This is a genomic window from Algihabitans sp., assembly GCF_965226985.1.
Classification (GTDB): Bacteria; Pseudomonadota; Alphaproteobacteria; order Kiloniellales; family DSM-21159; genus Algihabitans.
In genome coordinates, this window is record NZ_OZ245712.1 from 2,086,005 (window position 1) to 2,098,015 (window position 12,011).

The window sequence follows — 12,011 nt, forward strand, 5'->3', positions numbered from 1 at the left end:
CGGATTCCGCCCTCATGACCGCCCTGATGACCACAGACCACGCTGCCCCCCAGCCCGTTATAGACTTCGGTGCCCGTTTCAAGGCACCGGCCATGCCGAGCGATCAGGCCGAAGCCTGGGTCCGGGAGCGTGTGGCGGCCGCCGGAACCTCCTTCGTCTGGGGGCTGAAACTTCTCTCCGCACCCCGCCGGCGCGCCATGTTCGCGGTCTATGCCTTCTGCCGCGAGATCGACGATATCGCCGACGAACCCGGTCCGCTGGAGGACCGCCGCGCCGCACTTGCCACCTGGCGAGACGAGATCGGGCGCCTCTATGCGCAAGAGCCGGTGACGCATCCGATCGCCCTGACTCTGGTCGATCCGATTCGCCGCTTCGCCTTGTCCCAGAGCGAATTCCTGGCCTTGATCGACGGCATGGAGATGGACCTGCTGGACTCCCTGCAAGGTCCCGACTGGCCGACCCTGGAGCTCTACTGCCGCCGCGTCGCAGGCGCCGTAGGCGTTCTGACCCTCGAGGTGCTGGACGAGCGCGACGCCAATGCGCAGGAGTTGGCGGTCACCCTGGGCGAAGCGCTGCAGCTCACCAACATCCTGCGCGACCGCGCGGAAGATGCGGAACGCGGCCGCCTCTACCTACCGGAGAATCTTCTGCACGAAGCCGGGATCGAGTCCCGCGACGCCGGCGCTGTTCTGGCGCATCCGGCCCTGCCCCAAGTCTGCAACAGCCTGGCGGACCTGGCCCTGGCCCGTTTCGCGCGCAGCCGTGCCTTGATTCGCCGCTGCCGGCGCAAACCGAAGACGGCCATCGTGATGATGGAAGTCTATTGGCAACAGTTGCTGCGCATGCAGGCGGCCGGCTGGCGGATCGACGGCGCCTCCGTAAAGCTCTCGAAAGGCCGCAAGCTCTGGATCGCCCTGCGCTACGGTCTCCTGTGACCCCTGAGGGAGATCACTAAGGGATTGGGATGAAAGGTTGTTTTCGCGCCTACGAGAAGGCATATTCCGGGTTCTTTGTGTTGCGGCGCAACAGAGTCGGAGTCGGGGCCGACTCTCTCATCAAGGTTGCGCTGGCTCGACCGAAGGCTTGTGTGGTCTCGATGGCGTTCCAACCGTCTGTCTCAGGCAGGCTGGAGCGGCTCGGGCAGTGATGTAGGGGAAGGTTCCTTTAGCATGGCAATGCCGGCGTTCGACGACAGGCCTTCGTTGGACCGTGTGGATTCAACGGTTGCGGAAGTGCGCGACGGACTGCTCGGACGCCAGCACTTCGACGGCCACTGGCTCTACGAGCTGGAGCCCGACGCCACGATTCCGGCGGAATACATCTTCCTCCAGCACTATCTGGACGAGATCGATCCGGCCGAAGAGGTGAAGATCGCCAAGCATCTTCGCGAAATTCAGAATCCGGACGGAAGCTGGCCGCTGTTCCACGGCGGCGAGATGAACATCTCGGCGACCGTCAAGGCCTACTACGCGCTGAAGTTGACGGGCGAAGACATCGACGCGCCCCACATGGCAGCCGCGCGGCAGCGCATCCTGGAGGCCGGTGGCGCGGCCAAGGCCAACGTCTTCACACGGATCGCCCTGGCGCTCTTCGGTCAGGTGCCCTGGCGGGCCGTCCCGGTCATGCCGGTGGAAATCATGCACCTGCCGCGTTGGTCGCCCTTTCACCTCAGCAAGGTGTCCTACTGGTCGCGCACCGTCATCGTGCCGCTGCTTGTCCTGATGGCCCTGAAGCCCCAGGCGCGCAATCCGCGCGGCGTCCACATTCGCGAACTCTTCGTCACGGCGCCCGAGGACGAGCGGCACTACATCGCGAACGTCGACGGGACCGTACTGGGCGCAGCCTTCGTGAACCTGGACCGGGTACTGCGCACGGTTGAGCCGCTGATGCCGGCCGGTGCGCGTCAGCGGGCCATCGACAAGGCCGTCGACTGGACCCTGGAGCGGCTGAACGGCGAAGACGGCCTGGGCGCCATCTTTCCGGCCATGGCCAACTCGGTGATGATGCTGGACGCGCTAGGCTACGCCAACGAAGATCCCAACTTCGCGGTCGCCAAGCAGTCCATCAAGAACCTGCTGCACGACCGTGGCGATACCCTCTACTGCCAGCCCTGCGTCTCGCCGATCTGGGACACGGTCCTGGCGATGCATGCGGCGCAGGAAGCCGGGCTGCCAGGTCGCGACGAAGCCCTGCGCAAGGCGGCCGACTGGCTGCTGGAGCGCGAGGTGACCGAGGTGAAGGGCGACTGGGCTCTTCAGCGTCCCGACCTGGAGCCCTCCGGCTGGGCCTTCCAATACAACAACGCCCATTACCCGGATCTCGACGACACAGCCGTGGTGGTTATGGCGCTGCACCGGGCCGACCCCGAGGGCTACAAGCCGGCGATCGAGCGGGCGACGCGCTGGATCCTGGGCATGCAGTCGGCCAACGGCGGCTGGGGCTCCTTCGATGCCGACAACACCCACTACTATCTGAACCACATCCCCTTCGCCGATCATGGCGCCCTGCTGGATCCGCCGACGGCGGACGTGAGCGCGCGCTGCCTTTCGATGCTCGGCCAGCTCGGCTATGGCCTGGACCACCCCGCCGTCGCCAAGGGCGTGGACTACCTGCTGCGCGAGCAGGAAGACGACGGCTCCTGGTTCGGACGCTGGGGCTCCAACTACATCTACGGCACCTGGTCGGTGCTCTGCGCCTTCAACGCCATCGGCTTCGACATGACGCGGCCCGAGGTGACCAAGGCCGTCGAGTGGCTGAAGTCGAAGCAGCTGCCCGACGGCGGCTGGGGCGAGAGCCTGGACAGCTATCACGCCGACCGAAAGGACGCGAGCCAGGGCTCGACGGCCTCGCAGACGGCCTGGGCCCTGCTCGGCCTGATGGCCGCCGGCGAAGTCGACAGTGCGACGGTGGAGAAGGGCGTGGCGCATCTCGTGGATGCCCCGCGCGAGGGCGAGCGCTGGGAGGAACCCTTCTGGACCGGCACCGGCTTCCCCAAGGTCTTCTATCTGAAGTACCACGGCTACGCGGCCTACTTTCCGCTCTGGGCCCTGGCCCGCTACGCCAACCTACAGCGCAGCAACTCCGGCGAAATCGATGTCGGGATGTAACCGGCGTCGGGACGTCGCTGGAGGACTGTGACACGCAGCAAGGTATCGTTGGCGGCGCTCGCCGGTCTCGCCGAAGAGGCCGATCTGCTCCGCAGCGCTAGCCGCTCCTGGCCGCAAGCCCCCCAGATCGTGGTCGGCGGCGGCACCTTCGAAGCGGCGACCCGCCGCATTCCAGATCTCCTGCGCGGTCAACCCAGCCACCTGCTGTCGTTCGGCTACTGCGGCGGACTGACGAACGGCCTCAAGGCTGGCGACCTTGTGATCGCAACAGAAGCCCTCGGGCCCCAGGGTCAAGGTTTCCCCTGCGATCCGACCTTCAGACAGCAGATCGTCGAGACGGCAGAGTCGCTCGGCTTGAGCCTGCATGGCGGCGCGATCACGACGCCCACCGAAGTCGCCGCCGAACCCGCCGCCAAACGCCGACTGGCCGAAACCACGGGCGCCGTCGCCGTCGATCTGGAGAGCGCCTTGGTCGGCAAGACCGCCGGCGAGGCCGGTTTGCCTTTCGCGGTGATCCGGGCGGTCCTCGACGACGCGCAAGCCAGCTTACCCGCCTTCGCGATCACGGCTGTCGACGAGAGCAACGGCCAGACCCGTATGACCAAACTGCTGCTCGGTCTGCTACGAAACCCGGGCGCCCTGCCCGACCTGCTCAATCTGGCGCGGGCACGCAGCGCGGCGCGAGCTTCACTGAGCCGCCTGCTGGTTCGCCCCCTCGCCTTTTGAGCGAGCCCGCTCCTCGGCGGCGCGCTTGTCCGAGTTGGTCATGGCTTCGGCGACCAGATCCTCGAAGACGTATTCCGCCGGCCGCTGCTGATCCAAGGGGATCTCCGGGGCCATGGGGCCGTCGGTGCGCGGGCCGCGCAGGGCGACCTTCAGGGCCTTGAAGGGGTTCTTCACCGCATCCATCGCGGCGGTCGGCTCATAGCCGCAGTGGGCCATGCAGTCGGCGCACTTTTCGTAGCGACCGGTGCCGTAGCTGTCCCAGTCGGTCTCTTCCATCAGCGCCTTGAAAGTCGGCGCGTGGCCCTCGTTCAGCAGGTAGCAGGGCTTCTGCCAGCCGAAGATGTTGCGGGTCGGCATGCCCCAGGGCGTGCAGCGGTACTCCTGGTTGCCGGTCAGGAAGTCGAGGTACAGGGAGGAATGGCTGAGCTGCCACTTCTTGCCCTTGCCGCGCGCCAGGATGTCGCGGAACAGCTGCTTGGTTTTCCGCCGGCTCAGGAAGTGCTCGGTATCGGGCGCCCGCTCGTAGGCGAAACCCGGCGAGATGGTGACGCCGTTCACCCCCATGTCGCGGGTGTAGTCCAGGAAGGCCGCGACCCGCTCCGGCTTCATACCGTCAAAGATCGTGGCGTTGACGTTGACCTGGAAGCCCTTCTCCTGCGCCGTCTTGATCGCCTTGACCGCGCGGTCGAAGACGCCGTCCTGACAGACGGAGGCGTCGTGCTCCTCCTTCAGGCCGTCGAGGTGAACGGAGAAGAAGAGGTAGGGCGAGGGCTTGAAGAGGTGCAGTTTCTTCTCGAGCAGCAGCGCGTTCGTGCAGAGGGAGACGAACTTGCGCCGCTTCACGATGCCGGCGACGATCTCACCGATCTCCTTGTGCAGCAGAGGCTCGCCGCCGGGAATGGCGACCATGGGCGCGCCGCACTCGTCCACCGAGGCTAGGCAGTCCTCGACTGACAGTCGGCGATGCAAAATCTGCTTCGGATAGTCGATCTTGCCACAGCCGGCGCAGGCCAGATTGCACTGGAACAGCGGCTCCAGCATGAGGACGAGCGGGTAGCGCTCGTTGCCCCGGAGCTTCTGTTTGAAGATGTACCAACCAATGGCAAGGTGCTGACGCAAAGGAACTGCCACGTAGAACTCTCCATCGGCGAAGCCAGACCAACCCGGAAGGTCGGCCATTCCTGAAAGGATCGAACCCGGCCGCGTGAGGGTCACCTCCCGATTCGACGGGATTTCAACCTCTTGCGGCCCGGGAAGATGAACCTTCTTGGCAAGACAGTCCACCCCGCCGATCGTAGGGATATAGCCGGAAGCCCCCGAACGAACGCCGGGACCGGCAATCCGGTCCAGACCGTAGCCCTCGCCGCGCCGCAAGACCGGTCGCGGAGAGCGCCAAAACAAACGACTCTTCCACTCACTGCAGATAACCGTGTGTTTTGAACCACGCAAGCGCATCGGCAATCGCCTCGCGCGCCGGGCGATGTCGATACCCCAGCGTCGCCTCAGCCTTTGCGGAGGAAAAATACATTGGTTGGCTGGCCATCTTGACACCGTCGACCGTGGCGAAGGGACGCCCTCCGAACCGTCGCGCCCAGGCTTCGGCGCCGTAGGCCAAGGGCAGGACGAGGCGATGCGGCAGCCGGAGACGGCGCTGACGGCACTCCATCTGCTCGTCTACGATATCAAGAATTTCCTTTAGAGTCTTGTTTTCTCCACCTAAAATATAGACTCCACCGAGTTTCCCATCCTCCAGCGCCAGGCGATGCCCCTCGGCGACGTCGTCCACGTGAACGACGTTGAGGCCGGTTTCGACATAGGCCGGCATACGGCGCAGGGCGGCGTCCAGAATGATCCGGCCGGTGGGGGTCGGCCTGACGTCACCGGGGCCGATCGGCGAGCTGGGGCTGACGATGATCGCGGGCAAACCCTCGTCGCGCACCAGTTCCAGAACGACCCGTTCGGCCAGGTACTTGCTGCGCTTATAGTCGCCGGTCATGTCCGAGAGCGTCGCTTCGCAAGTCTCGTCCGCCGGCGTCTCACTGCCCGTCAACCGCAGGGTGGCCACGCTCGAGGTGTAGACGATCCGCTCCACACCGGCGTCAGCCGCCAGTCGCAACAGCGTTCGGGTACCCTCCACGTTGGTGGCATAGAGCTCCGAGGGATCGCGGGTCCAGAGCCTGTAGTCGGCCGCCGCATGAATCAAGCCGGAGCAACCCCGCAGGGCCGCCGTCAGGGACTTCGGCTCGCGCAGATCGCCGATCACGGTCTCAACCGGCAGGTTCCGGAGGTTCAGTCGGGGACTCCCGCTGCGCAGGAGGGCCCGAACCTTGTGGCCGTGGGCCTGAAGGTTGCGTGTAACGGCCGACCCGACAAGGCCGCTCGCCCCGGTAATCAGCACCGTCATGTCCCGGCCCTCCGCCGAGGCGCCAGGAGGTCGATCATCGCCGGCAGCACGACCAGGGTCGCGATCAGCGTCGCCGTTATGGCCAGGGTCAGCAGTTCCCCCATGGAGGCCATGCCGCGATGGCCGGAGACGGCCAGGCTTCCGAAGGCCGCCATGGTGGTCAGAGCCGAGAAAAGCACACCCGAGGAGGTGGAGCTGCGCAGCACCGCCTCGCCATTCCCCTCCTCACGCAGCCGCAGCACGAAGTGGATAGCGCTGGCGACCCCCAGGCCGAACAGCAGCGGCAGGGCGATAATGTTGGCGAAGTTGAAGGACAGTCCCAGCAAGGCCGCCGCACCCGCCGTCCAGAGCGCCGCGAGCAACAGCGTGAGGGCAACCAGCGCGATCTCGACGGGCCGACGCAGAACCACGGTCAGAATCACCAACACGGCGAAGAACGCCAAGCCGCTGGCCGTTACGAAGGCCGTCAGGATCGCTTCGGCCGCACCGCTGATGATGACGGGCGCGCCGGTCGCCTGGGGCGCGACGGACAGAACGGCCGAGGCGAAACGTTGCAGATCGGCATTGCTGCGCACCGGCTCCGCCGGACGCAGCTCCAGGCGCTCGGCACCGTTGGGCGCTTGCCAGCGGCTGACCAGCATAGGCGGCAGAGCGGCCCGCGTGATCGGCTCGGTCACCGAGAGAGCGGTCTGCAAACGCTGTAAAGCCGCCGGGAAGTGACGCATCAGCCGGCCGTCCAGCTCCGCCGCCGGAGCCTCCTGCCGCTGCGAAAGGCGCTCCAGCGACGCCGCCATCCGGGCAGCGGCCGGACCGACCGGAGCCGCCAGCTCGGCGGCGGCGGTAGCCGTCTCCCGCAAACGGGCGTAGTCGCCAGCCAGCTCCGCCGCATCGCGATCCGCGCGACTTGGAGTCGAAAGAAGCAGCGCCTGCAGAACGAAAGCCAGATCGTCCAGCACAGGCAGCTTCTCGTCCTGTCCCCGCGGGATGAAGCTGGACAGCTGGCGAACGCTGCCGACCTCCGGCAAGGCGGCAAGCTCCCGGGCCAACTCTGGCAAACGCGCGGGGTCCTCCACGACCACCTGGATCAGGTAGGGGGTGGTTTCGGTCGAGTCCGCCAACTCCAAAAAGGCCTCAACGGATTCGAAGACCGGGTCCTTCAGATTGATCGGATCGAAGTCGAACTCGCTGCTCGGCGCCTTCGCGACCGCCCCGAGCGTCAGGAGAACCGCCAGAGCCAAGGTCACCTTCTGCGGCAAACGGAGGCGGCTGCGCCCGCCGGTTTCGCGCTCATGGCCGCCTTGTCCGCCGCGCAGCGGCGCGCCGACGGCAGCGCGCAAGGGCAAGACCGTCAGCAGTGCGGGCAGAATGGTGAAGGTCGCGATCAAGGCGATGATCATCCCACCGCCGGCGATCAGGCCCAGCTCGGCCAGCCCCTTGTAGTCGGTCGGCAGGAAAGCGAAGAAGCCTGCCGCAGCGCAGATGGCCGAGAGCAGAATTCCCGGACCGGTCGCGCAGAAGGCGGCGGGAAGCGGCGAATCGGTCCCTCGCGACTCCTCCCTGTAGCGCAGGCAGGCATGGATGCCGAAGTCGACGCCGAGGCCGATGAACAGCACCGCGAAGGCAACGGAAATCAGATTGAGACTGCCGACGGTCAGCGTCGCGAAAGCAGCGGTCCAGACCAGGCCGACCAGAAGCGTTACAACCATCGCGAAAACCAGGCGGCCAGACCTGAGGCCGATCGCGAGCAGCAGGGCCACCAGCAACAAGGAGAGCAGTCCGGCAGTCGAACCGCCCAGTTCGACCGCTTTCAACTCTTCATGATTCAAGGCCACCGTTCCGGTCAGTCGGACGGTGATCCCGTTGGCCGACGTCAAACCCAAGGCTTCGATTTCGGCGCGCAACGCTTCGATGGCGGCCGCCGCCGGTTTCAAGACACCTTCGCTCAACTCCGGTCGGACGATCAGAAAACGACGGTTCGACGCCTGAAGATCGGTGTCGCCGGCGATCAAACCTTGCCAGGACAGGGCAAGCGGCCACCCCTCGGCTTGGGCCTCAGCCACCTGTGCCACCTCCTCAAGCAGGCCGGACAGCGCTTCGGCGGCCTCACCCTCGGCTAGGAGTTGCGGTTGCCGAAGCGCCTGAGACAAGACCTGGGACAGCCCGCCGATGTCCGGTCTAGCGGCAAGCTGAGCGAGCAGCGGCTGCGCCGCCACCAACCGATCCGAAAGGTCGTAGAGTTCGTCGACGTCGAGGTAGAGAAGACCGGCTTCGGCAAGGATCCGCTCGCTGCCCGGCTGGTAGATGTCACGAAAAAGCTCCGGGCGATTCGACAGGCGCAGCGCCAGCGCGCCGGCGGCCTGGGAGGCGTCCTCAGGCGTCGGCGCCTCGACAATCGCCACAATCGTGTCCGAAAACTGTGGGAAGAGCGCGTCGAATCGACTGTCGTTCTGCCGAAAGGGAACGTCCGAGGCGATCATATCGGTCGTCCCGGTGTCGATACCCAGGCCCTCGGCCACGTACCATAAACAGGCTGCCGTGAAGAGGCTGGCCAGAAGTAGGACTGGCAAGGCTCGGCGCTGCAGTCGGTCGAGCCACCCTGCCAACCAATCCCGTCGCGGATTGACGGCAGTCATCCTTGCCCCGATGTTTGGTCGGCTCGGGGATCTGTCGTATGTAGAATCGTCGCGACCGCCATTTGGAGTCTCCACGTGTTCCCTGCCGCAAAAGATACCTTGGCCCGATCTTTCGCCAATCGTCGCAGACTGTTCGGCGGCTTGCTCGCGGCGGCTGGTTTTGCCGCTCTGATGATCATGGCTTCACCGCCCATCGCGGCTTCGGCCAAGGCCGACAGCTCTCCGGTCGAAACCGTACAGGCCGTCAACGAGGCCTTGCTGCATGTTATGCAGAACGCCGAGAAGCTCGGTTTTCAAGGACGGCAAGACTTCCTGGCTCCAGTGTTGACCGAGACGTTTGAGTTCTCCGCCATGGCACGTCTGGCGGCCGGTCGCTATTGGCAGCGCTTCAGCGACGAAGAAAAACGGGAACTGGTGGCCCGCTTCACGGACCTGAGCGTCTCCACCTTCGCGGCGCGCTTCGACGGCTACTCCGGCGAAAGCTGGCAGATAGAGGGAACCAGCGAGGCTCCGCGCGGCGGAACTATCGTCCAGAACCGTCTGATCACCGGCAAGGGCAACGTAATCGCGATCAACTACCTGATGCATCGGACCGAAGCGGGGGAGTGGCGGATCATCGACGTCTACCTCGACGGCAACATCAGCGAGTTGGCGCTCCGGCGCAGCGAATTCAATTCCGTTCTTCGCAACGGCGGTGTCAGGCTCCTGTTCGACCAGATCGCCCAGCAGGTCGACCGACTGTCCGGCCAGGCGATACAGACCAACTAGACGGCCGGCACATCCCAAATCGTCCCGAATGTCGGACAGACGGCGCGAAAAGGCCGAAGGCTGCATCGGAGTCGATATCAGCTTGAGCGCTCGAGCACGAAGCGGGTGAGTTGCCGCAAGGTTTTGGCGCGAGGGCCAAAAAGCTCCAGTCGTTGAGAGGCCGAGTCGGCGAGCCGTTGGGCTTCGGCGCGCGCGCCTTCCAAACCGAGCATGCCGACGAAGGTCGCCTTACCCATCTCGACATCCTGCCCCGCCGGCTTGCCCAGATCCTCGGCCGTCGAGGTGATATCCAGCAGGTCGTCGACGATCTGGAAACAGAGGCCCAGATCGGCGGCATAGCCGGTCAGGCGGGCGTGCTCCTCCGGGGACGCCTGTCCCAGGATCGCGCCGGCCTGGCAGGAGAAGCCGATCAGAGCGCCGGTCTTCAGGGCCTGCAACGTCTTGATACCCTGGAGATCGAGACCGTGCCGCTCTGGCGAGATATCGATCATCTGACCGCCGACCATCCCGTCCTTGCCGCTGGCCTGGGCTAGGGCTGCGACCAGCCCCACCCGAACCTCGGCGGAGGGATGCGTCGCCGGGTCCGCCAAAACGGCGAAGGCCTCGGTCAGCAGACCGTCGCCTGCCAGGATGGCAACGGCGTCGTCGAAGCGCTTGTGCGCCGTCGGGCGGCCTCGGCGCAGATCGCTGTCGTCCATCGCCGGAAGATCGTCGTGCACCAGACTGTAGCAGTGCACCATCTCGACGGCGGCACCGGCGCGCAGGGCACGCTCGACCGGCACATCGAACAGGGCCGCGCTTTCCAGAACCAGGAAAGGCCGCAGGCGCTTGCCGCCGTCCAGGCTTGCGTAGCGCATGGCCTCGATGACTGTGGCATAGGGCGCGGTGGAGGCGGGCAAAAGCGCCTCCAAAGTCGCCTCCAGCTGCGCCGCGCCGGCCTGCAGCCGCTGCGCCAGGGCGTCGTCTCCCCCGTCCATGATCCCCCACTGGTGAAGCTTAGGTTCTGTAAGGGGGTTCTAGCACAGGCGCGGCAAGCTGCCGCAAGCCCGTAACCGCTCGCCCGCCAACGGTCACGCATATGCGATAGCGGCCTCCAGCCCGACAGGGGTTTCGTCAGCCGGCCTCGTCGGCTGTGACGTTGGCGCGTTCCAGCATCGCGGCCAGCAGGACGTTGCAGCCGGCCTCCAGATCGTCCGGCGCCGCGTTCTCGATCTCGTTGTGGCTGATCCCGTCCTCGCAGGGCACGAAGATCATACCGGTGGGGGCCACCCTGGACACATAGAGCGCGTCGTGGCCCGCACCGGACACCATGCGCCGATAGCTGTAGCCAGCCTCCTGCGCGCCACGTTCGACGGCATCCACACAGGCCGAATCGAAGGGCGTGGGCGGAAGCGTCCAGATCTCCTCAATCTCCCAGTCCAGAGCGGCGGCCGCCGCGATCTCCCGGCAGCCCTCCCGCAAGGCGTCGTTCATGCCGGCCAGACGCGCCTCGTCGGGATGGCGCAGGTCGACGGTGAACCAGACTTGACCGGGAATGACGTTGCGCGAGTTCGGCCGGTTCAGGATCATCCCGACCGTGGCGCAAGCGTCGGGTTGGAAATCGAAGCCGATCCGATTGACCAACTCGATCATGCGGGCGGCCCCGACCAGGGCGTTGCGACGCCGGGCCATCGGGGTCGGCCCCGCATGGGCCTCCTGCCCCGTTACGGTGATCTCGTACCAGCGCTGTCCTTGGCCGCCGGTCACCACGCCGATGGTCTTGTCCTCTGCCTCCAGAATCGGGCCCTGCTCGATATGAGCCTCGAAGTAGGCGCCGATCGGATGCCGGCCGACCGGCTCCGGCCCGAGATAGCCGATCCGTTCAAGTTCCTCGCGCGCGCTCTTGCCGTCGATGTCCTTGGTCTCCAGGCACTTCTCCAGATCGAAGGCCCCGACGAAGGCCCCCGATCCGAAAGTCGCCGGCGCGAAGCGAGAGCCTTCCTCGTTGGTCCAAACCGCAACTTCGATAGGCGCTTCAGTCTCGTAGCCGGCATCGTTCAAGCTTCGCACGACCTCAAGTCCGGCCAGGACGCCATAGACGCCGTCGAACTTTCCGCCCGTCGGCTGGCTGTCCAGATGGCTACCCGTGACGACGGGCTTGAGGGCGCCGTTGCGGCCGGGCCGGCGCGCGAAGATATTGCCGATTCCGTCGACTGTGACGGAACAGCCTGCCTCCTCGCACCAGCGCACGAAGAGATCGCGGCTCTCGCGGTCCAGGTCGGTCAGGGCCAGGCGGCAGACGCCCCCCTTCTCCGTCGCACCGATCCGCGCCATTTCCATCAAGCTGTCCCAAAGACGCTTGCCATCGACGCGCAGATTCTTCTCCATGACTCC

The 12,011-nt window shown here is 65.8% G+C and carries 9 protein-coding genes; 4 read left to right on the forward strand and 5 right to left on the reverse strand.

The annotated features are described in order from the left end of the window. Positions 1–14 precede the first annotated feature (14 nt). The 3 genes from hpnD to ACO054_RS09675 all read left to right on the forward strand — a co-directional run bounded on the left by hpnD (position 15) and on the right by ACO054_RS09675 (position 3,833). Positions 15–935 (forward strand): presqualene diphosphate synthase HpnD, encoded by a 921-nt coding sequence (gene hpnD, locus ACO054_RS09665; RefSeq protein WP_421710226.1) that lies wholly within the window; start codon positions 15–17, stop codon positions 933–935. Between the two features lie 234 nt (positions 936–1,169). Then, the gene (gene shc, locus ACO054_RS09670; RefSeq protein ID WP_421710227.1) at positions 1,170–3,107 is read left to right on the forward strand and encodes a squalene--hopene cyclase; all 1,938 of its coding nucleotides are present in this window, start codon (positions 1,170–1,172) and stop codon (positions 3,105–3,107) included. Between the two features lie 27 nt (positions 3,108–3,134). Continuing rightward, on the forward strand, positions 3,135–3,833 hold the full coding sequence (locus ACO054_RS09675; RefSeq protein WP_421710228.1) for a hypothetical protein: 699 nt from the start codon (positions 3,135–3,137) through the stop codon (positions 3,831–3,833). Here ACO054_RS09675 and hpnH read toward each other — a convergent pair. From hpnH to ACO054_RS09690, 3 genes are all read right to left on the reverse strand, one after another. After that, positions 3,795–5,012 (reverse strand): adenosyl-hopene transferase HpnH, encoded by a 1,218-nt coding sequence (gene hpnH, locus ACO054_RS09680; protein ID WP_421710229.1) that lies wholly within the window; start codon positions 5,010–5,012, stop codon positions 3,795–3,797. The genes ACO054_RS09675 and hpnH overlap by 39 nt on opposite strands. Before the next feature lie 235 nt (positions 5,013–5,247). After that, the gene (hpnA, locus tag ACO054_RS09685; RefSeq protein ID WP_421710230.1) at positions 5,248–6,237 is read right to left on the reverse strand and encodes a hopanoid-associated sugar epimerase; all 990 of its coding nucleotides are present in this window, start codon (positions 6,235–6,237) and stop codon (positions 5,248–5,250) included. After that, complete coding sequence (locus ACO054_RS09690; protein WP_421710231.1) at positions 6,234–8,870, reverse strand: MMPL family transporter; 2,637 nt, start codon at positions 8,868–8,870, stop codon at positions 6,234–6,236. Before ACO054_RS09690 ends, hpnA begins: the two co-directional genes overlap by 4 nt. Positions 8,871–8,969: 99 nt before the next feature. Here ACO054_RS09690 and ACO054_RS09695 point away from each other — a divergent pair, with 99 nt between their 5' ends. Further along, positions 8,970–9,638 carry an ABC transporter substrate-binding protein gene (locus ACO054_RS09695; RefSeq protein ID WP_421710232.1) on the forward strand — a complete coding sequence of 223 codons (669 nt, stop codon included), beginning with the start codon at positions 8,970–8,972 and terminating at the stop codon, positions 9,636–9,638. 77 nt (positions 9,639–9,715) lie between these two features. Here ACO054_RS09695 and ACO054_RS09700 read toward each other — a convergent pair whose 3' ends face one another. Together ACO054_RS09700 and ACO054_RS09705 are read right to left on the reverse strand one after the other, a co-directional pair. After that, positions 9,716–10,615: a polyprenyl synthetase family protein gene (locus ACO054_RS09700; protein ID WP_421710233.1), complete on the reverse strand. Its 900-nt coding sequence runs from the start codon at positions 10,613–10,615 to the stop codon at positions 9,716–9,718. Positions 10,616–10,751: 136 nt separating this feature from the next. Next, positions 10,752–12,005 (reverse strand): Zn-dependent hydrolase, encoded by a 1,254-nt coding sequence (locus ACO054_RS09705; RefSeq protein WP_421710234.1) that lies wholly within the window; start codon positions 12,003–12,005, stop codon positions 10,752–10,754. Between the last annotated feature and the right edge of the window lie 6 nt (positions 12,006–12,011).

Excerpts from the sequence above, each read along its gene's own strand:
- hpnA (WP_421710230.1), bottom strand. The coding sequence starts at position 6,237 with ATGACGGTGCTGATTACCGGGGCGAGCGGCCTTGTCGGGTCGGCCGTT.
- ACO054_RS09700 (WP_421710233.1), bottom strand. The coding sequence starts at position 10,615 with ATGGACGGGGGAGACGACGCCCTGGCGCAGCGGCTGCAGGCCGGCGCG.
- ACO054_RS09705 (WP_421710234.1), bottom strand. The coding sequence starts at position 12,005 with ATGGAGAAGAATCTGCGCGTCGATGGCAAGCGTCTTTGGGACAGCTTG.
- hpnD (WP_421710226.1), top strand. The coding sequence starts at position 15 with ATGACCGCCCTGATGACCACAGACCACGCTGCCCCCCAGCCCGTTATA.
- shc (WP_421710227.1), top strand. The coding sequence starts at position 1,170 with ATGGCAATGCCGGCGTTCGACGACAGGCCTTCGTTGGACCGTGTGGAT.
- hpnH (WP_421710229.1), bottom strand. The coding sequence starts at position 5,012 with ATGGCCGACCTTCCGGGTTGGTCTGGCTTCGCCGATGGAGAGTTCTAC.
- ACO054_RS09690 (WP_421710231.1), bottom strand. The coding sequence starts at position 8,870 with ATGACTGCCGTCAATCCGCGACGGGATTGGTTGGCAGGGTGGCTCGAC.